The organism is Rhodoluna lacicola (assembly GCF_000699505.1).
Taxonomy (GTDB): domain Bacteria; phylum Actinomycetota; class Actinomycetes; order Actinomycetales; family Microbacteriaceae; genus Rhodoluna; species Rhodoluna lacicola.
In genome coordinates this window covers 60,874-79,539 of sequence record NZ_CP007490.1, presented here as the reverse complement: position 1 = coordinate 79,539, position 18,666 = coordinate 60,874, and the positions used below count along the sequence as shown (strand labels likewise).

At 52.0% G+C, this 18,666-nt stretch carries 19 protein-coding genes and 1 tRNA gene; 5 read left to right on the top strand and 15 right to left on the bottom strand.

Annotation, left to right across the window (positions count from 1 at the left end):
• Nucleotides 1-20: 20 nt before the first annotated feature.
• From fae to RHOLA_RS00385, 5 genes are read right to left on the bottom strand one after another with little or no spacing between them, the layout of a single operon-like run.
• Nucleotides 21-530: a formaldehyde-activating enzyme gene (gene fae, locus RHOLA_RS00405; RefSeq protein ID WP_038501587.1), complete on the bottom strand. Its 510-nt coding sequence runs from the start codon at nt 528-530 to the stop codon at nt 21-23.
• A gap of 46 nt (nt 531-576) precedes the next feature.
• Nucleotides 577-1,506 carry a glycine betaine ABC transporter substrate-binding protein gene (locus RHOLA_RS00400; protein WP_038501585.1) on the bottom strand — a complete coding sequence of 310 codons (930 nt, stop codon included), beginning with the start codon at nt 1,504-1,506 and terminating at the stop codon, nt 577-579.
• A 51-nt stretch (nt 1,507-1,557) separates the two neighbouring features.
• Entirely contained in the window at nt 1,558-2,346 is a 789-nt protein-coding gene (locus tag RHOLA_RS00395) for an ABC transporter permease (RefSeq protein WP_038501583.1), read from the bottom strand.
• A 2-nt stretch (nt 2,347-2,348) separates the two neighbouring features.
• Nucleotides 2,349-3,344 (bottom strand): ABC transporter ATP-binding protein, encoded by a 996-nt coding sequence (locus RHOLA_RS00390; RefSeq protein WP_038501581.1) that lies wholly within the window; start codon nt 3,342-3,344, stop codon nt 2,349-2,351.
• Nucleotides 3,337-3,999, bottom strand: coding sequence for an ABC transporter permease (locus RHOLA_RS00385; RefSeq protein ID WP_038501578.1), 663 nt, complete (start codon nt 3,997-3,999; stop codon nt 3,337-3,339). The genes RHOLA_RS00390 and RHOLA_RS00385 overlap by 8 nt, the downstream gene beginning before the upstream one ends.
• Before the next feature lie 159 nt (nt 4,000-4,158).
• Here RHOLA_RS00385 and RHOLA_RS00380 point away from each other — a divergent pair, with 159 nt between their 5' ends.
• Nucleotides 4,159-5,025: an IclR family transcriptional regulator gene (locus RHOLA_RS00380; protein ID WP_038501576.1), complete on the top strand. Its 867-nt coding sequence runs from the start codon at nt 4,159-4,161 to the stop codon at nt 5,023-5,025.
• 24 nt (nt 5,026-5,049) lie between these two features.
• Here RHOLA_RS00380 and RHOLA_RS00375 read toward each other — a convergent pair whose 3' ends face one another.
• From RHOLA_RS00375 to RHOLA_RS07400, 8 genes are all read right to left on the bottom strand, one after another.
• On the bottom strand, nt 5,050-5,976 hold the full coding sequence (locus tag RHOLA_RS00375) for a DMT family transporter (protein WP_038501575.1): 927 nt from the start codon (nt 5,974-5,976) through the stop codon (nt 5,050-5,052).
• On the bottom strand, nt 5,976-6,797 hold the full coding sequence (locus RHOLA_RS00370) for an HpcH/HpaI aldolase/citrate lyase family protein (protein WP_227818781.1): 822 nt from the start codon (nt 6,795-6,797) through the stop codon (nt 5,976-5,978). The genes RHOLA_RS00375 and RHOLA_RS00370 overlap by 1 nt, the downstream gene beginning before the upstream one ends.
• 53 nt (nt 6,798-6,850) lie before the next feature.
• The gene (locus tag RHOLA_RS00365; protein WP_038501571.1) at nt 6,851-8,080 is read right to left on the bottom strand and encodes an LCP family protein; all 1,230 of its coding nucleotides are present in this window, start codon (nt 8,078-8,080) and stop codon (nt 6,851-6,853) included.
• A gap of 259 nt (nt 8,081-8,339) precedes the next feature.
• Nucleotides 8,340-8,428, bottom strand: a tRNA-Ser gene (locus RHOLA_RS00360).
• Between the two features lie 65 nt (nt 8,429-8,493).
• Nucleotides 8,494-9,336, bottom strand: coding sequence for a Cof-type HAD-IIB family hydrolase (locus RHOLA_RS00355; protein WP_038501569.1), 843 nt, complete (start codon nt 9,334-9,336; stop codon nt 8,494-8,496).
• 9 nt (nt 9,337-9,345) lie between these two features.
• The gene (gene serS, locus RHOLA_RS00350; RefSeq protein ID WP_038501567.1) at nt 9,346-10,620 is read right to left on the bottom strand and encodes a serine--tRNA ligase; all 1,275 of its coding nucleotides are present in this window, start codon (nt 10,618-10,620) and stop codon (nt 9,346-9,348) included.
• Between the two features lie 34 nt (nt 10,621-10,654).
• The gene (locus tag RHOLA_RS00345; RefSeq protein WP_038501565.1) at nt 10,655-11,026 is read right to left on the bottom strand and encodes a type II toxin-antitoxin system death-on-curing family toxin; all 372 of its coding nucleotides are present in this window, start codon (nt 11,024-11,026) and stop codon (nt 10,655-10,657) included.
• On the bottom strand, nt 11,026-11,232 hold the full coding sequence (locus tag RHOLA_RS07400; protein ID WP_038501563.1) for a hypothetical protein: 207 nt from the start codon (nt 11,230-11,232) through the stop codon (nt 11,026-11,028). Before RHOLA_RS07400 ends, RHOLA_RS00345 begins: the two co-directional genes overlap by 1 nt.
• Nucleotides 11,233-11,328: 96 nt before the next feature.
• Between RHOLA_RS07400 and RHOLA_RS00335 the strand changes: the two genes are divergently transcribed.
• On the top strand, nt 11,329-12,306 hold the full coding sequence (locus RHOLA_RS00335) for a diacylglycerol/lipid kinase family protein (protein WP_038501561.1): 978 nt from the start codon (nt 11,329-11,331) through the stop codon (nt 12,304-12,306).
• On the opposite strand, the gene pheA is transcribed toward RHOLA_RS00335, so the two are convergent.
• Nucleotides 12,303-13,256: a prephenate dehydratase gene (gene pheA, locus RHOLA_RS00330; RefSeq protein ID WP_038501559.1), complete on the bottom strand. Its 954-nt coding sequence runs from the start codon at nt 13,254-13,256 to the stop codon at nt 12,303-12,305. The two genes, RHOLA_RS00335 and pheA, sit on opposite strands and share 4 nt — an antisense overlap.
• 28 nt (nt 13,257-13,284) lie before the next feature.
• On the opposite strand from pheA, the gene pgm reads away from it, so the two are divergent.
• Nucleotides 13,285-14,907 carry a phosphoglucomutase (alpha-D-glucose-1,6-bisphosphate-dependent) gene (pgm, locus tag RHOLA_RS00325; RefSeq protein WP_038501557.1) on the top strand — a complete coding sequence of 541 codons (1,623 nt, stop codon included), beginning with the start codon at nt 13,285-13,287 and terminating at the stop codon, nt 14,905-14,907.
• 73 nt (nt 14,908-14,980) lie between these two features.
• Here the strand turns inward: pgm and RHOLA_RS00320 are convergent, their stop codons facing one another.
• Nucleotides 14,981-15,754 (bottom strand): M15 family metallopeptidase, encoded by a 774-nt coding sequence (locus RHOLA_RS00320; protein WP_051636127.1) that lies wholly within the window; start codon nt 15,752-15,754, stop codon nt 14,981-14,983.
• Nucleotides 15,755-15,804: 50 nt separating this feature from the next.
• On the opposite strand from RHOLA_RS00320, the gene RHOLA_RS00315 reads away from it, so the two are divergent.
• Together RHOLA_RS00315 and RHOLA_RS00310 are read left to right on the top strand one after the other, a co-directional pair.
• Nucleotides 15,805-17,472 (top strand): MDR family MFS transporter, encoded by a 1,668-nt coding sequence (locus RHOLA_RS00315; RefSeq protein ID WP_051636126.1) that lies wholly within the window; start codon nt 15,805-15,807, stop codon nt 17,470-17,472.
• Between the two features lie 168 nt (nt 17,473-17,640).
• Nucleotides 17,641-18,657, top strand: coding sequence for a thiamine ABC transporter substrate-binding protein (locus tag RHOLA_RS00310; protein WP_038501555.1), 1,017 nt, complete (start codon nt 17,641-17,643; stop codon nt 18,655-18,657).
• The last annotated feature ends 9 nt before the right edge of the window (nt 18,658-18,666 follow it).

The window sequence follows — 18,666 nt, the reverse complement described above, 5'->3', positions numbered from 1 at the left end:
TAGAAATCTGGCTTAGAAAATTAGTTTTTAGCGGTGTAGTACGGGTTGTGCGGTAAAGCACGGTTATCGAGCACGTCTTCAATGCTCGGAAGATTGTGGGCGCCATTCATCAGCGCATTTCTGGTGGCCTGACGGTTGTTGTGATAAACCGCATCGGCGTCATCGGCACCTGGGTTTACCCAAACGGCTGTGATGATCACGGTGTCGTCTAGGTCACTCTTTTTGATGAAGCCCTCGGCCACGGCATCGGCCACTCCGCCTGCCACACCGGCCTGAGCCGCACCCCAAATCATGGTGCCGTGAGTGTCGTTGGCCGGAGCTGCCTTGGTGACAAATAGGGTCAATGGCTTGACCGGTAGTGACGGCTTAAGCACCACTACGTATGGAACGTGCCCCTGAGAAGGAGTGGCCAGGGCTGTTGCCCAGGCCACTCCCGCTGGACCTTCACGATGCCCGAACACGGTATTAATGTGTGCGGCGTTTACGCCTTCGCCGATGAATGATTCACCGATCTGCATCTGAAGTGCCATCTCAGGTTCCTTTGTTTATTTGAAGCTTGGATAAATTATCGAGTAATTACTCGGTAATGAATCCCTGCTCGATTAGGTAGTCACGAGCAATGTCAGCTGGCTCATCGCCGTCAACGTCTGCACGTGCGTTAAGTGTCTGCATTACCTCGTCGGTAAGAGTTGCAGTCAACTTGTTGATGATGTCAGCAATCGCTGGGTACTTGTCTAGGGTGCTCTGCTTCAAGGTGAAACCAACCTGGTAAACAGGGAAGTATTCCTTGTCGTCAGCCATAACCACTAGGTCAAGAGCCTTGATGCGCCCGTCAGTAGCGAATACTTCACCAAAGTTACAGTCGTCACCCTTGTCGGTTACTGAGTAGATAGCACCGGTGTCAAGAGTTACAGTCTTGCCAGTAAGGCCATAAGTCTTCTTCAGGCCTTCCCAACCATCTGGACGTGAAGCAAACTCTGACTCAACACAGAAGGTCTGCTCTGAAGCTGGAAGCTTTGCTACATCTGACAGAGTCTTGATGCCTAGCTCGGCTGCCTTCTCTGAACGAATTGCGAATGCATAGGTGTTGTTAACCGCTGCACCGTCTAGCCAAGCAATACCCTTTTCAGCGTCTGCAGCCTTAACTGCGTCGTACTGAGCCTGAACTCCTGGAACCGGCTTGTCGTTACCTAGGTATGCCAACCATGAGGTACCGGTGTACTCCCAGTAGCCCATGAATTCATCTGACTCAAGTGCGGTACGTACGTTCGCAGAACCAACGATGGTCTGGTAGGTAGTCTCTGCACCGTTAGCGTTTAGTAGCTGGCTAACCATGTTTCCTAGGATGTACTGCTCAGAGAAGTCCTTCGCACCAACAACGCCGGTTAGACCAGCAAGTGCTGTGTTATCGCTTGTTGCTTCTTCTGCGGCAGGTGCACAACCTGTCAGTGTTAGGCTGCCGACAACGGCGACTGCAGCCAGTACAGTCTTTAGACTGGTTTTCATTTACTGCTCCTTATTAATTAATCGATTAATCAGCTGAGTTCAGCTTTGAACTCATACTCCCTTGGGCTTCAGTAGGTCTTCGACCAGACCGGCAAGCCAGTCCATGCCCAAGGCGATACATGAAACCACTACTGCACCCGTCAGCGTGACGGCCTCTCGTGAAAGCTTTAGACCAACCACGAGCACCTCCCCCAAACCACCGGCGTTGATGAATGTGGCAATTGTTGCCACACCAACACTGAAGACGAGGGTTGTTCTAAACCCCGCCAAAATTACTGGAACTGCTAGCGGCAGTTCGATCTTGCGAAGAATCTGTCCACCGGTCATGCCCATACCTTTTGCAGACTCAATGATTGATGGGTTGATTTGTGAAATACCAACCATGGTGTTGCGAATCACCGGTAGCAAACCGTAGAACACCAACGCGATGATTGCGGTTGACCATCCAATGCCAAGAATCAAAGCAAGCAAGATGATCACACCAACGGCAGGTGTTGCCTGGCCAACGTTTCCGATTCCCACAATGGTGCCGCGCACAATCTTTGACTTTGAGCGACTAACCAAGATTCCCGCTGGAATGGCAATAGCTGCAACCAGTAGCGCTGCGGCGATTGAAAGACGAATGTGCTCATCAACCTTGGCCAGCATGTATGGCCAGTTGAGTGCAAAGGATTCAATCTTGTCTGGCTCACCGCGCACGGTTAGAAAAACCAGTAGACCGGTTAGTGCCACCAAGATCAGCAGCGGGGTGCCCCAGCGCTTGGCTGTGAAGAAGCGGCCCTTGCGGTCAGATGGCTGACTGTAAGAGGTGCTTACATCTGATGCGGCTTGAATACTCATGATTAGCCTTTTTTGATTCCAAGGGCTGAGGCATCTGCGCCCAGGGCATTTGAAATCTCTTTGACAGAAATGCTGCCAACGGTCTTTCCCTTGGCGTCAGTTACTGGCACCGGTGAACCACCGTTTAGCACGATGTGGTCTAGGGCCTCGCGAAGATTTTCAGTCACCATCACGGCTGGTCCACTTGCTGTAGCGGCACCAAGCTTTGCCGACGAAATTGGAATTAGCGCCAATCGCTTTAGCGCTGCACCCTCACCAATGAAAGATGAAACGTAATCACTGGCTGGGTTGGCCAAGATATTTGCCGGGGTATCAAACTGCTCAATCTGTGAGCGCTCGCTAAGCACTGCAATGCGGTCACCAAGTTTGATGGCCTCGTCAAAGTCGTGAGTCACAAACACAATTGTTTTTCCAATTGTTGCCTGCAGTCTCAAAAATTCGTCCTGCAGTTTTTCGCGAGTGATTGGGTCAGTTGCGCCAAACGGTTCGTCCATCAGCATTACCGGTGGGTCTGCGGCAAGTGCACGGGCAACACCAATGCGCTGCTGCTGTCCACCGGATAACTGCTTTGGGTATCGGTTTGCAAATTTTGCTGGGTCTAGATCAACAAGTGAAAGTAGTTCATCAACGCGCGCTGCGGTTTTTGCTTTGTCCCAACCCAAAAGCTTTGGAACAACCGATACGTTCTCGGCAATTGTCATGTGTGGGAACAAACCAATTTGCTGAATCACGTAACCGATGCGGCGACGCAAAGTGTTTTGATCTAGCGAAAGAATGTCTTCGCCGTCAATCTTGATGGAACCCGATGTTGGTTCGATGATGCGGTTGATCATCTTCATGGTGGTGGTCTTACCGCAACCAGATGGGCCAACCAACATAATTAGCTCACCGGGGTTGATGCTCATCGAGAAATTTTCAACAGCCGCTTGTGGCTGGTTTGGATACGACTTAGTTACATTGCTTAGCTCAATGCTTGCGCCGCTGGTTGACTTAGACACGGATGCCTCTCGAGGTTGTTAGTCGGTTGATCAAAATAAAAACTGCGTCAAAGCTCAGCGCGATAATCACAATCACGACTGTGCCGGTTAGTGCAAAGTTCAGTGCGTTGGCGGCACCCAACATTGAAAGTCCCTTGAAGATGTAGGCACCCATTCCAGGACCTGCCACGTATGCCGCAATTGCTGCAATACCTACAGAGAGCTGAGCCGCAACGCGAAGGCCGGTGAGAATTACTGGCCAGGCAATTGGAAACTGAATTTTCATAAGCACGGCAGTCTTGCTCATTCCCATTCCGCGGGCCGATTCAATTACCGCCGCGTCTACCTCGCGAAGCCCAACCACGGTGTTTCGCACAATCGGTAGCAGCGAGTAGATGCTCAGAGCAAATACGGTTGATGCCCAGCCAAGTCCCATGATTGGAATCAGAATGGTCAACAGAGCCATCGACGGAATGGTCAAAATCACTCCGGCGGTAGCCACGGCGGCGGAGCGAGCCACTGGCTTCTCCCAGACCAAAAGCCCGGTGCCAACACCGATAATTGCCGCGATCACCAGGGAAATCAGCACCACGGTGATGTGCTCGATCGAAAGCTCAAGAATTTCATCGGCTTTCTTGATTAGAAATGGCAGGACCAAACTAAGGTCATAATCCATGCCGGCCTCCTCGTTGAGAGCTAATCAGCGCTTTTTAGCGCTAACTCCAAACTAGAAATGTGTTGTGTATACCGCAACGAGAGTTGGTAGTATGTCAACCAAATACGATAACAATCAGATAAACAGGGAATCGCCCCCAGTGTTCGTCAGGAGGAACCTATGGCTGAGGCCAAGCCAACCCAGCGCCGAAACGCCGCCGGGCTAAGCCGCGACCTAGAGGTGCTTGAGGTTCTGGGCACTCCAGAGGCGCTGCGCAACCACGGTCTTGGGGTCAACCGGGTTGCCGAGCTCACCGCCAGAGACAAGGGACAAATCTCGCGCACCCTGGCCACCCTGGCCGACGCCGGCTTTGTTGATCGCGATCGCGCCACCGGCAAGTATCGACTTGGTTTCCAGCTCTACTCACTTGCCTCAAGAACTGCCGAAGCCCGCTTTGTTGAAGAGGCTGGTCGCTTTCTGCGCAAGGTGGTCAACCTCACCCACGAAACCACTCACCTTTGCGTTCTTCGCGGCGGCAATGTGTTGACGCTTAAGAGTGAGCTTTCAACTCACGCATTTAGAGGCGTGGGCTGGGAGGGAGTCAGCGTTGCTGCGCTCAGTACTTCATCTGGTCGTGCTCTACTCAGTGACTGGAACGATGCCGAGATTGACGAGTGGTACGCAGAGCACGCACAAGACACTTTGATTATTCGTCCAACCATTGGTGCTTCACTTCAAGACGAAGGCGCGTTGCCCCAGGTAGATAAGAGTCGACGACTTGGAAAAATTAAAAATGTTGAGGACTTGAAAAAGGAACTCGCTCTGATTCGTAAAGTTGGCTACGCCAAAGTTGATGAAGAGTTTGAGTGGGGGTTGGTTGGTGCCTCGGCGCCGATTCGCGATCAGTCCAATCGAATTATCGGTGTGATGAATGTCAGCGCACCTAAAACCAGAATCGGCTCACATCTGGATCAGGTTGGTGAAATTATTGCCAAGGTTGGTTTGGAGTTTTCGCTTTATCTTGGCGCCTCAAAAATTACTTACTAAACGGCCGCAGAAAATAGCCCTCAACTAAATGGTTTGCTCTCCGGTTTTTGATTTCATCTGAGTAATTGCAGAACCAACTGCAACCAACACCGCGCCAATCGGAAGATTCCAACTGAATGGCTCACCAAGTACCAGCCAACCAATAAACAAAGAAACTAACAGCGTTGGGTAGCTTGCCGAACTTGCAATAGCACTGCCGGCGCGATCAATCAACTGCAGATTCCAGATGTATGCCATACCGCTACCAATTGCACCCATCACAACCATTGACGCAATAATTTCAAAAGTTAATGCGCTGCGAATTAACTCTTGACCAAGAATTAAATTTGCAAAAAGGTAGGCAGGAAGTAGTGCCGCCGAAGCAAAAGTTACCTGCCAAGTTGCAATCACTTCTGAACGTCTGCCCTGACCCAGTAGATACTTGTGTGAAAAAGGAATCGCGACTCCGTAGCAAAAAACCGCCAATACAATTGCGGCTACGCCAACGGGGTCGTTGTCACCGATGTCTCCGTTTGAAATTCCAAGTGCCCAAAGTGCACCAATCAAACCAACAAAAATTCCAGTTACCTGGCGAACCGTTGGTTTCTCATCTCTAAATGCAATCAGCATCACAATTAAAGTTGTAATTGGATTTGCGGTATTGATGATGCTGGCAATCACTGTACTCACGTGCTCTTGAGCAAACGCAAAAAGCGTTCCCGGGATGGCGTTCATAACCAGTGCCACAAATAAAATTTTCAGCTTGAACTTGCCATCGATTTTCGTGTCTAGGCCTTTTGCCTTCACAAAAACCCACAGGGTAATAGCGCCCAGTAAGCAGCGCCAAAAGGTTACCCCGGCTGGTGGAAAGGCCAGTAGGCCCATCTCAATGAACAGAAATGATGCGCCCCAAATTAACCCAAGCGCAATGTACTGGCCAAGCCAGCTCTGGCTTTTCTTAGTGTTAGACATTACCTGGGCGAAATGTTGAAAGCGTTAGCGAGCTTCATGATCTTCTCAGCGCGACCAAGTCGTGGCAAGTCTGAACCGTCACGAATCACTCGACCACGAGCCTCAAAATCGGTGATGAAATCGTGAGCCCAGGTCACATCAGCAACCGTTGGGCAAATGGTTTCGTTGATCACGGCTAGCTGATTGGTATCAAGACAAAGCTTTCCGGTCATGCCAAGTGCAACCGCTAACTCGCTCTTTTCTTTCAAGACTGCGTGGTTGGATCCTACGGTAGGGCCGTCAATCGGTCCGGGCAGATTACCAATGCGGCTGGCCACAACCAGCTTTGAACGCGGATATGCCATCGCTAAATCATCAACGCTGGTACCGGTATCGCGGCGGTAATCACCGCTACCAAAAGCCAACCGATACGCGCCCTTCGCCGAAGCAATCTCGCGCGAGTCTTCAATGCCAAGCGCAGATTCAACCAGTGCAATCACCGGCAGCGTTGAACCAAGAGCGGCATAGGTTTCTGTTACTTGACTTGCGGTTTCAGTCTTGGCGAGCATCACACCTTTGAGTCCACTGACTCCTTTTAGGCCGTCAAGATCTTGGCGCCAAAAATCTGTGGTGTAGTCATTGATGCGAACCCACGCACTGCCGCCGCCGTTTAACCAAGCGATAACTTTTTGCAGCGCCTCACCCTTGAACTTGGGGTCCACTGCGTCTTCGACGTCAAGAATAATTTCGTCGGCACGACTCTTTGCTGCAGCATCAAACTGCTCTTCGCGCATTGCATTGACTAGCAGCCACGAACGTGAAATCTCTGAATTGCTGTTCAATTCAAATCCAATCTGGTTCACCTTTGAACCGTTTGGTTTCAGCCTAATTGTTTTTAGTTTGAGCAGGTCTTGGTGTCGGCGGTTGTGCCAAGAATTCCCTCAGGTAGCGCCGATGGATTTGGGCTTGCGCTTGGGTTTGGGCTGGAACTTGGTGCCGGTGACTCCGCAATTACCGCACCTTGGCCAGCATTAGCCTCGGCCAAAACTAGCGGCTCATCGTTGCGCAGTTTTTCAAAAATTATGTTTGCTTTTTCGTAGATTGGTGCAACGCGTCCCGAATAAGGCGCAGGCAATCCACCGCGGCTAGGAACCTGCAAGAAAACCATTTTGTCTAGCTCAACATCTTTTAGCGCACCGGCCATTGCCACCATTACGTTCACATCAGTCAGGCTTTCACTCAACTTCATGTTGCGGGCCGCAGCCGAGGCAAGCGAGTATAGGTATATCGGGTTTCCAAGCACACCGGCGCTTTTCACCTTGCGCACCAGTGAGGTTAGGAATACCTGCTGATTTGAAATTCGCGATAGGTCAGAGCCATCGCCAACACCGTGGCGGGTTCTCAAAAACTTAAGCGCATCCTTGCCCTGCAACACGTGCTTGCCGGCGGCCAGGTTCAAGAAGGTGTACTGGTCCTTGATTGGCTTGGTCAAACAAACTTCAACTCCGCCAATCGCGTTAGACATTTCAATAACGCCCTTGAAGTCAATCATCGCCAGGTGCGGAATCTTCAGCCCGGTCAGCGCCTCAACGGTCAGCAAAGTACAGCCCGGCCCGCCGTTGGCGATGGTGGCGTTAATTTGGCCAAGTGACTGCGGCAGGTAGCCCGGGCCCGGCGGAATTGAAGTGCTTGGGCAAGCTGGCCACGGTACTAGTAGGTCGCGCGGAAAGCTCAGCGCGGTGGCGCTTTTACGGTCTGCCGAAACGTGCAAAAGAATAATTACGTCAGCCAACACCGATGTTTCGTTGCCGTACCCCTCGCCCTGACCCTCGCGAGTATCGCTACCAACCAAGAGCATGTTGATTGGGCCGGCGATGTCCTCTGGTGAAAGTTTGGTTGACCCGGCAAGAACGATTCCGTTGGTGCGGATGGTGTTTGAAAGATCGGCGATTGCAATGCCCGATACGGCCACGGCAGCGCCAAGAACTAAACCAACAACCTTGAAGAAGATGCCCCAGATTGCGCTGGCTTTGGTCTGCACTCTGATGCGACCGTGGCGAGCAAAAGCGCGCGATTTCTTAGCCTGGCGTTTGCTTTGTTTGGGGGTTGGGGTCTGGTTTTCCATGAACCTCTAGTTTAAGCGAGAAACCGGGCCTCGCTGCCTGTGGATTTCTTGTTAAACAGAAAACCCCAGTCAATGACTGGGGTCTCAAGTGGAGGAAGCGGTGGGATTTGAACCCGGAGCCTAGCGTTTAGCAGCGAAGTTATCGCTGCTGCTAGGCGAGACTAGCCAAGGCCCTAATTACTGCAAAGAATGCGGGAGGTGGAAACACCGCCGGTTCCTTAAATGACTAAACCCAGCATTCGCTGGGTTTAGTCATTTGTGGAGGAAGCGGTGGGATTTGAACCCACGGTCGCTATTAACGACGACAGTTTTCAAGACTGTTCCGTTCGGCCGCTCCGGCACGCTTCCGTACCCGACTACTTTACCCGAGACTGGCCGGCATTGCCACCCGAGGCCAAGAGCCACTGATCTGCTTACTTGAGCGTGTAAACGATGCCTTCAAAGCCGGCAAGCACCTGGGCAACACCGTGATCTTCTACCGCAGCGGTTACCGCGGTGGCAGCTTCTTTGACTTCTTCTGGAGCCTGACCCATTGCAAATGCGTATCCGCCTAGCTCACGTGCCCACTCAAACATCTGAATATCGTTTCGACCATCACCGATGGTGATTACCTGCGAAGGCTTAATGCCAAGTACAGCGCGCTGCTTTTCAAGTGCCGAAGCCTTGCTGACTCCACTTGGCGCAATGTCCAACCATGCGGTGTAGCCAATTGCATAGGTAACCGAGTGCAAACCAAGGCGGTCAATCATGTTGCCAAATTCTTCGGCGTCGTGCTCAGGAGAAAGAACCACAACTCGGCTAACCGGGTGTGAGGTTAGTTCTTCAAGCGGAGTCTCACGGTTCAGATCACCAAGCGCGTAGGCAGGGAACTCGCGGTGGAATCGGTAGGTGCCATCAACATCTTCAACCGCAAAGTGAGCGTTTGGCAAGGCCTTGATAAGTTCGCCAAGTACCGGGGCAGGATCAAAAGTGATTACCTCGTGCGGCTTGAATCCGCGCTCGTGAGATTCGTGTAATTCAATTGTTACCGCACCGTTTGAGCAAACCGCGTACCCAGTTTGAATTCCAATATCTTTGATCACCGGAAAAGCATTGGCGGCGCTGCGGCCAGTAGCAACAATAATTTCGTGACCCAGTGAGCGCACGCGCGCTACTTCTGCGGTTACTTGTTCAGAGAGAAAACCATCATCGGTGACAAGTGTGCCGTCAATATCTATGGCAATGAGCCAGCGGTCATCTCCGGTTGCAATTGTCATAAGTTTTTCTTAGGCGCGTGACTTTGGCGCAGTAATGAATTCCTGGCCACCAAGGTACGGGCGCAGAGCCGCAGGAATCTTTACCGAACCATCAGCCTGCTGGTGGTTTTCAAGAATCGCAACCAACCATCGGGTGGTGGCAAGTGTTCCGTTTAGGGTTGCCGCGGTTTGAGTCTTACCATCTGCATTTCTAAAGCGAACGTTCAAGCGGCGTGCCTGATAGGTGGTGCAGTTAGAAGTTGAAGTGAGTTCGCGGTAAGTCTCTTGGGTTGGCACCCAGGCTTCGGCATCAAACTTGCGCGCTGCAGATGAACCAAGGTCACCGGCTGCGGTGTCAATCACTCGGTAAGGAAGTTCGCAGGCCTGCAGCATTGCCTCTTGGAACGCAAGCAACTTTGCGTGCTCTGCTTCTGAATCGGCAGGATCAATGTAAGAGAACATTTCAAGCTTGTTGAACTGGTGCACGCGCAGAATTCCGCGGGTGTCTCGGCCAGCGCTGCCAGCCTCGCGGCGGTAACAGGTTGACCAACCGGCGTAACGCAGTGGTCCATTTGAAAGATCAATGATTTCGTCGCGGTGATATCCGGCGAGCGCAACCTCTGAAGTTCCTGTCAGGTAAAGATCATCTGCCGGTAGGTAGTAAATCTCATCTGCGTGCTCACCTAGGAACCCGGTGCCGGCCATCACCTCTGGACGCACCAAGGTTGGTGTAATCAGCGCGGTGAAATCATTTTTGCTGGCGTAGTCAAGCGCCATGTTCATCAGGGCCAGTTCTAGGCGTGCACCCCAGCCCTTCAAGAAGTAAAAGCGTGATCCGGCGATCTTGGTGCCGCGCTCAATATCAATAATGTCTAGTGATTCACCAAGGGCCACGTGATCCTGGGCCTCAAAATCAAACTTTGGCTTGGTGCCTACCTCTTTAACTACGGTGAAGTTTTCTTCACCACCGGCAGGTACTCCATCAATGACAACGTTCTCTATTTTCCAGATGATCTGGTCAAGGTGCTTCTGGGCTGCATCGGCAATCTCGTTGGCGGCCTTTACCTTTTCGGCCATTACCTGACCGGCAGCAATTAGCGCTGGTCGTTCCTCTTTACTGGCTGTTCCCACTGCCTTGGCAGCTGCATTCTGCTCGGCACGCAGTGACTCAAATTCCTGCAGGGCCTTGCGCCAAGCGGCGTCGGCAGCAACGGCCTGGTCTACTAGCGATTCATCGTTTCCACGAGCGCGCTGGCTGGCCTTGATGGCGTCTGGGTTTTCACGGAGCAGGTTTGGGTCAATCACCCCTCTAGGTTACCTTGCCAACTATGGCTTGGGCCTATTCGCCGGCTGGGATCAGGTGTGCTTTGATGATTTTTGCGGACGCCTCTAGGTCGTACCGACTCTCGGCCACACCAAGCGTAAAGTCCATGCCTTCGTCGTCAGTCATGACCAACTCGTACCCGTTGAGTTCAAGAAAAGTGTTTAGCAGCATCCAGGAAGTGCGCTTATTGCCGTCAACAAGAGGGTGATTCTTGACTAGAGATTGGTGCATAGCCGCTGCCATGGTTTCAACCGATGGGTAAGCAAACTCACCAAAAACACTCGTTTTCGGGCGGCTCAGGGCACTATCCAGTAGCCCAGGATCTTTTACATAAAAACCCAAGAGCGCAATCTGAAAGAGCGCATCCTCTAAAGTGAGGAAGTCCATTAGGCATCTGCCAAGCGCTCCATGAGCCTGGCATCTCTTGTCATCACCTTGTCAAAAATCTGCTTCAAGCGAGCCTCGCGGTCCGCCTGGTAGTCGGCAGTCTCAATCAAAACCTCGATAGCGCGCTGCTTTGATAGTCCGGCCCGCTCGGCATATTCGGTTAACTTTGCGTCCTGCTCTTCAGTCAATCTAAGTGTCATAGCCATACCGTAATGGTACCAATCTGGTACCACGAGTCAAGATTCAATTCTGTGGAAAACCCGGGCCTCGCCAATTATCGGGGTCGCGGTTAGTCTGGGCTCATGAGCACAACCGGGGGCAAGCACAAACGAGCCGCCATCATCTACTTTCCGGGCCGGATCGACCGCAAAAAACTTGACGCCGCGGTAAGCCTCACCCTGTCATCGCTGAGCTGGGAGCCCACACTGTGGCTACCCACTAACCCCGATGAAACCGGCGGCCAACAGGCCCTTCGCGCAGTTGCTCAAAATGCCACCCACCTACTTATTGCCGGCGGCGATGGAACCGTGCGATCAGTGCTTGATGCCCTGGCCCGCGAAGAAATCACCGGGGTCACCATTGGCATTATTCCAATCGGCACCGGCAATGCACTTGCCAGAAACCTAAAGTTGGAGCTAAGCAATATCAACGTTGCGGTCAAGCGCGGACTGCTGGGGAACCGTCACGAAATTGATCTTGGTTTGGCAAAGGCTATTCGCCCAGACGGTGAACGGGCCGAGTTCTACTTTTCAGTCATGGGTGGCATGGGTCTTGATGCCAAGATCATGCAAAACACCAATCCAAAACTAAAAAAGGCAATTGGTTGGGTTGCCTACTTTGAGGGTGGAATCAGATCGATTCCAACTTTGTTTGAGCGCATGCACGTGACCGTTGATAATCGCGAACCGCGAAAACTAAAACTGGTTTCCCTTTTGATTGGCAACGCCGGCTGGTTACCCGGAAACCTTTCGCTAATGCCTGATGCCAGACTGGACGACGGCTTACTTGACCTTGCATTTATTGGTCCGCGCAGATTTTGGAACTGGATTGATTTTTGGGGCCGGGTTGGTTTTGCCAATCAAAACATTCGCCCAAATAAATTTGGCCGCCAACTTATGGATGCCACCGCAAACGTGAAAACGATAGAAAACCTTGCCGGTGCCAGAATTCGCGTGCAGCCGGAACGACCAGTTCACCTGCAGTTAGATGGTGATGTGCTTGGCATGGTTAGCGAAGTTGAATTCGTGGTGGTGCCGAAGGCAATTACAGTTCGCGTCTAAAGTTTCGCGATCCACTTTTCGGCCGCGGCGAACGCGGCGTTTGTGTTGTTGCCCTGATGCACGGACTTCTTTTTATCTGCGCGTGGATAAGAACCTAGGAAAATAACTTTTGGACTAAAGCGGTGCAATCCCTTTAGCGCCTCTGCCACCGCGGCGTCTTCAACGTGGCCTTCAATATCGATGTTGAAACGGTAGCGACCAAGCTGGTCACCAATCGGACGTGACTCAATTCGTGAAAGGTTAACTCCGCGGGCAGCAAACTGCTCCAACATTTCTAGCAGTGCACCGGGGCGATCATTCGGCAATTCAACAATTACCGATGTCTTATCTTTACCAGTGGCCTTTGGCGCGGCACCCTTTGCTAAACCAATTTGCAAGAAACGGGTTTGTGCGTTTTTGTTGTCACCAATATTTTTTGCCAACACCTTTAGCTTGTAGTGCTTGGTGATGGTTGATGCAGCAACCGCTGCGTCGGCAATCGAGTGATCACCATCGGTGTCTAGAAGATCTGCGGCAGCGGCAGCGGTTGAGGTTGACTGCAGGTAAGTGTGCTTCTTTATATTGGCACTCAACCAAGCGCGGGTCTGCGCGTAAGCAACCGGGTGAGTGGCCACAACGCGAACATCAGTTAGCGCAACCCCGGGGCGCGCAACTAAATCAAATTTCACTGGCACCAGGTACTCGCCGTAGATGCGAATGTTTGGGTTGGCCGCCAGCGCATCACTGGTTGCGGTGACTCCACCCTCAACCGAATTCTCTACCGGAATAATCGCGCGAAACGCACGGCCGGCAATCACGTCATCAATCGCATCCTGCACGTGGCTAACCGGGTGCGCGATGGCACCCTTGGCCTCGGCTACCTGGGCCAGAGCAAGCTCGGTGAAGGTGCCGATTGGGCCAAGGAACGAGTAGGTCTTCTTTGTAGAACCGTTACGAGATGCAGATGACATAGGTCAAGGTTACGAGCAAAATAGGTCTATGAGCGAGCGAGCCGGCAAAAAAGCCCAACAATCTGACTTAGTCAACATTGAGAAGCTGCTTGCGGCCTATTTTGAAATCCACCCCGATGTCACGACCGCGGAACAAAAGGTGGCTTTTGGAACATCGGGTCACCGTGGCACCAGTCTGAACGGCTCGTTCAACGAGGATCACATTGCCGCCATAACCCAGGCCATCGTGGAATACCGTCGCGCTCAAAATATTCACGGGCCAATCTACGTGGGTAAAGATACCCACGCGTTGAGCGGACCGGCCGAGCAAACCGCTCTTGAGGTTCTTTCCGGAAACGATGTAATCACCATGGTTGATGCCGAGGGCCGCTATGTGCCAACGCCATCGGTATCGGTGGCCATCATCAATCACAATGAGGGCAAGCCGGCCGGCGATTCACACTTGGCCGATGGGCTGGTGATCACCCCAAGTCACAATCCACCCACCGATGGCGGATTCAAATACAACCCTCCACACGGCGGACCCGCCGACAGCGATGCCACCAATTGGATTGCCGCCCGCGCCAACGAAATTATTCTTGGCGGAATGCGAGGGGTAAAGCGTTCGGCGCCAAAGCCAACCAAGTTTCACTTCCGTGAGAACTACATTTCACAGCTCGGCGATGTTCTAAACCTTGATGCCATTCGCGACAGCAACGTGTCAATTGGTGCTGACCCTATGGGCGGTGCATCGGTTGATTACTGGGGCGCAATTGGTGAGGAATATAACTTGAACCTCACCGTGGTAAATCCTGCGGTTGATTTTCAATTTGGTTTCATGACCCTGGACTGGGATGAAAAAATTCGCATGGATTGCTCGTCGCCTTTTGCAATGGCTTCACTGATTGAAGACCGCAACAAGTTTGATATTTCTACCGGCAACGATGCCGATGCCGACCGACATGGCATCGTGACTCGTGATCACGGTTTGATGAATCCAAATCATTTTCTTGCGGTGTGCATTGATTACCTTTACCGCAATCGTCCGCAGTGGCGTACCGATGCTGCGGTTGGTAAAACCATGGTGTCTTCAAGCATCATCAATCGCGTGGTTGAAAAACTTGGCCGCAAATTAATTGAGGTGCCGGTTGGTTTTAAATGGTTTGTGCCAGGTCTGATTGATGGCTCTGTTGGTTTTGGTGGTGAAGAATCTGCGGGTGCTTCTTTCTTGCGACTTGATGGTTCTGCCTGGAGCACCGATAAAGACGGATTAATTCTTGCTCTGCTAGCAGCCGAGATCACCGCGGTAACCGGCAAGACACCTTCTCAGCGTTACGCAGAGTTGACCGCCGAGTTTGGTGCTCCGGCCTACGAACGCATCGATGCACCGGCAACCCTTGAGCAAAAAGCAAAGCTTGGAAAACTCTCTGCCGATGCGGTTACCGCCAGCGAACTTGCCGGTGAAAAAATCACCGCAATTCTCACCCACGCTCCAGGCAACGGCGCAGCCCTTGGTGGGCTCAAGGTTGAAACTGAAAACGCTTGGTTCGCCGCTAGGCCATCGGGTACTGAAAATGTTTACAAGATTTATGCGGAGAGTTTTCTAGGTCAGCAACATCTGGAGTCTGTGCAATCTGAAGCAAAGCTTCTTGTAGACAACGTGCTGGCCTAGTAAAAAACGCGGGCTAGGAGCGTTTTTTCTAACTCTCCGTGAAAATGGGCTTAGCCAACCCGGTTAAGGGTGCTCAGTATCTTGGCGCAGCCGGCAATCCAAAGAATTCTTCAAGGGTTGTGATCTTCTTAGATCTCATATCTGTGGCAAGTTCAACGCCAACAAAACGTAGGTGCCAGGGTTCCCAGACGTATCCAGTTATCGATGTTTTGGCATTGCTTGGATAGCGCACGATGAATCCGTACTGCCAGGCGTTTTGGGCAATCCACTTTGAGGCTCGGCTGGAACCAAAAGGGCCAATCCGGCAACCAAGCTGGGTGGTTGAGACGTCAATGGCCAAACCGGTTTGGTGTTCCGAGTGACCGGGGCGGGCCGCAAGTCGCTCGCCCGCGGCCTTACCCAGCTGGGCCACCTTAGCCGCGTGGATAATCTTTTGGCTGGCGAAACTGCGGTAGCCGCTGTTGATGCACAGGGTTCCCAGCTTTTTGGCGCTAACCGCCGCCTTCAACTTGGCGTAGGCCTCGGCCGCAGGCTTGGCCACCCAGGCATAACCAATCTGAACCTTGCCCTTTGGTAGGTAATCGATTGGGTTCAGGGGACGCTTCTTATTCACCACAACCTGCAGCGAGCTGGCGGCATCGGTGTTGTATAAAGAGGTACGCGGCACATCGCTGGTATTGCGCTCAACTTCGCTGGTTCCGCGGGGCACGTCTCCGGTTGAAACCACGGCGCCAGCGGGCATAGCGGCCACACCAATAGGGAATAACAGCGCAGCGAGAGCAATTGCAGTAGTTAGAACTACTTTCCAATTTGTGGGCTTAGGCTTGAACTCTCGCGGGAAACGCATAGACCCAGCCTAACTTTCCCCTCAAAAATAATTCGAACGAATCGAGTCCCATGGCGCGCGCCGACAGAAAAGCAGCAGCAGAAGAATCTGCCAAAACCGGTGTGATGACTCACCGCCAGATCATGTTGGTACTTGTCGGCTTGATGAGCGGCATGTTTCTCTCGGCACTTGACCAATCAGTGGTTGGTAGCGCAATGCGCACCATTGCCGATGACCTGCAGGGTCTTGAACTTCAGGCCTGGGCAACCACCGCCTACCTAATTACCTCAACCGTGACCACTCCTTTATATGGAAAGCTCGGTGACATTTTTGGTCGTCGCCGTTTGTTTATTTTTGCAATCGCGGTTTTTGTAATCGGCTCTGTCACGGCTGCGTTTTCTAACTCAATGTATGAGCTTGCTGCCTGGCGTGCATTCCAAGGAATTGGTGCCGGTGGTTTGTTTACACTCTCGCTAACAATCCTTGCCGATATCGTGCCGCCACGAGAGCGCGCTCGTTACCAGGGCATGTTCATGGCGGTGTTCGGCACATCCTCAGTTCTTGGTCCGCTTATCGGTGGTTTGTTTGCCGACATCGATACCTTCTTATTTGTTGAAGGCTGGCGCTGGATCTTCCTAATCAACTTGCCAATTGGAATTGCTGCCATGTTGATGGTGGTTTCGTTCTTGCACGTGCCGCACACTCCACGCAAATCAAAAATTGACTGGCTTGGTTCGGCTGCGATTATCGTTGCGGTTGTGCCACTGTTGCTGGTTGCTGAGTCAGGTCGCGACTGGGGTTGGAACAGCTCACTTGCCATCACGATGTATGTGACCGGAGCGATTGGAATTATTTCGTTCCTGTTTATCGAACGCAAAATGGGTGACGACGCAATCTTGCCGCTCAAGCTATTTAAGTCACGCACCTTCTCAATGAGCACCGGTATTGGTGTGATTGTTGGTGTTGGAATGTTTGGTGGCATGATGACCCTGCCGTTGATCTTGCAAATCGTGAAGGGTGCTTCGCCTACCGAGGCTGGCCTGCTAATGATTCCAATGACCATTGGAATGATGACCGCATCAATGGGTTCCGGAATCATCACCGGGCGAACCGGTAAATACAAAATCTTTATGGTGCTGGGCACCGCGATGATGACCCTCTCATACGTTTACTTCGCGCAAATGAAGTACGACTGGGAGATCTGGCAGATCTCAATCGGCATGGTTGTGATGGGTCTTGGTTTGGGTCAGCTAATGCAGACACTAACCATCGCGGCACAAAATGCTGTTGATGCACGTGACATTGGTGTGGCAACTTCTTCATCAACCTTCTTCCGCCAGATGGGTGGAACCGGTGGTGTTGCAGTATTCCTTTCGATTCTGTTTGCAACCTTGGCTGATAAGGGCTCTTGGATTGGCGAGCAGATTAAATCGGTGTTGATGGCCAAGCCAGAACTTTTGACCCTGCCTGAAAACTCGATTTTGAAAAACACTCAGCCCGGTGGCATCGCCGACATGGTGGCAACTGACTCGTCGTTCTTGCAGAGCATTTCACCAGAGATCTCAAAGCCGATTCTGATTGCCTTCACCGAGGCCGGAGTTACCGTGTTCTCGGCTGCCGCTGCGGTCATCTTTGTTGGTTTCGTGCTGACATGGTTCGTCAAAGAAGTTCCGCTTCGCCAGATGTCTGGCGTGGCAGCAAAAGCCGAAGAGGAAGCCAAATTGGCCAGCATGCACTAATTCCAAGCAATCCGAGGACCCCTGCCTATCGGTGGGGGTTTTCGCTTATCCTTAGGGGGTACGCAATCATGCGAACACGGGAGCCGGGTAAACCCAGCTGAGAGGAAGACATCCAGTCTTCGACCGTAGAACCTGTCTGGGTAATGCCAGCGAAGGAAGGAACTTTAAATGTTTAACTTCAATAAATTCACACCGATGCGCGCCGCCGCAACCCTAGCGGCTATCACCCTGGCTACTTTTTCACTAACCGGCTGTGCACCGGCGGGCGATGCAACCCCAACTGAGGTCACCATTGCAACTCACGACTCAGCCGTCTTTACCAAAGAGGTAATTGCTGAATTCAAGGCGCAAACCGGCATCACCATTAAGCAGATCAAGGCCGGCGACACCGGAGCCATGACTAACAAATTGGTTCTTACTAAAGATTCTCCAATTGCCGATGCTGTTTACGGAATCGACAACACCTTCAGTGGTGTGGCAATTGAAAATGGCATCATCGACGGCGAGTTGGCCGCGGTGAACTTTGGTGATGTTTGTTTTAACTACGACAAAGCTTGGTTTGCAAACAACGAGCAACCTGCTCCAACCTCAATCAAGGACCTAACCAAACCAGCTTTCAAGGGGCTAACCGTTTTGAGTAATCCAACTACTTCATCACCGGGGCTAGCCTTCTTGGCCACAACCGTTGAGGTATTTGGCGAAAGTGGTTGGGAACAGTACTGGACCGCGTTGAAAGCAAATGATGTAAAGATTGCGGCCGGTTGGGAAGACGCTTACTTTACTGAGTTCAGCGGATCCTCTGGCAAGGGTGATTACCCAATCGTGCTGAGCTACTCCTCATCACCCGCATTTGAGGTTCGCGACTCCGGTGAGTACGCCGGGGAATCTCAAACCGCAAGCATTCTTGATGGCTGCTTCCGCCAAACCGAATACGTTGGCGTCTTGAAAAATGCCAAGAACCCAGCGGCTGCAAAAAAGCTTGCCGATTTTATGTTGACTGAAGCCTTCCAAAAAACTCTGGCCGACAACATGTACGTCTACCCAATTCTTGCCACGGTTGAATTACCTAAAGCCTGGGCCGACTTTGCCCCAGCGGCAACAAAACATGTTGGTGCCACACTAGACATTGCAAAGAACCGCAAGACCTGGTTAGACAAGTGGTCTGAAATTTTCGCAGTCAACTAAAAACTTGTG

Coding starts and splice junctions, on each gene's coding strand:
- RHOLA_RS00345 (WP_038501565.1), bottom strand. CDS start 11,026: ATGGACTTCCTCACTTTAGAGGATGCGCTCTTTCAGATTGCGCTCTTG.
- RHOLA_RS00400 (WP_038501585.1), bottom strand. CDS start 1,506: ATGAAAACCAGTCTAAAGACTGTACTGGCTGCAGTCGCCGTTGTCGGC.
- RHOLA_RS00365 (WP_038501571.1), bottom strand. CDS start 8,080: ATGGAAAACCAGACCCCAACCCCCAAACAAAGCAAACGCCAGGCTAAG.
- fae (WP_038501587.1), bottom strand. CDS start 530: ATGGCACTTCAGATGCAGATCGGTGAATCATTCATCGGCGAAGGCGTA.
- RHOLA_RS00380 (WP_038501576.1), top strand. CDS start 4,159: ATGGCTGAGGCCAAGCCAACCCAGCGCCGAAACGCCGCCGGGCTAAGC.
- RHOLA_RS00385 (WP_038501578.1), bottom strand. CDS start 3,999: ATGGATTATGACCTTAGTTTGGTCCTGCCATTTCTAATCAAGAAAGCC.
- RHOLA_RS00375 (WP_038501575.1), bottom strand. CDS start 5,976: ATGTCTAACACTAAGAAAAGCCAGAGCTGGCTTGGCCAGTACATTGCG.
- RHOLA_RS00335 (WP_038501561.1), top strand. CDS start 11,329: ATGAGCACAACCGGGGGCAAGCACAAACGAGCCGCCATCATCTACTTT.
- pgm (WP_038501557.1), top strand. CDS start 13,285: ATGAGCGAGCGAGCCGGCAAAAAAGCCCAACAATCTGACTTAGTCAAC.
- RHOLA_RS07400 (WP_038501563.1), bottom strand. CDS start 11,232: ATGGCTATGACACTTAGATTGACTGAAGAGCAGGACGCAAAGTTAACC.
- RHOLA_RS00320 (WP_051636127.1), bottom strand. CDS start 15,754: ATGCGTTTCCCGCGAGAGTTCAAGCCTAAGCCCACAAATTGGAAAGTA.
- pheA (WP_038501559.1), bottom strand. CDS start 13,256: ATGTCATCTGCATCTCGTAACGGTTCTACAAAGAAGACCTACTCGTTC.
- RHOLA_RS00310 (WP_038501555.1), top strand. CDS start 17,641: ATGTTTAACTTCAATAAATTCACACCGATGCGCGCCGCCGCAACCCTA.
- RHOLA_RS00395 (WP_038501583.1), bottom strand. CDS start 2,346: ATGAGTATTCAAGCCGCATCAGATGTAAGCACCTCTTACAGTCAGCCA.
- RHOLA_RS00355 (WP_038501569.1), bottom strand. CDS start 9,336: ATGACAATTGCAACCGGAGATGACCGCTGGCTCATTGCCATAGATATT.
- RHOLA_RS00315 (WP_051636126.1), top strand. CDS start 15,805: ATGGCGCGCGCCGACAGAAAAGCAGCAGCAGAAGAATCTGCCAAAACC.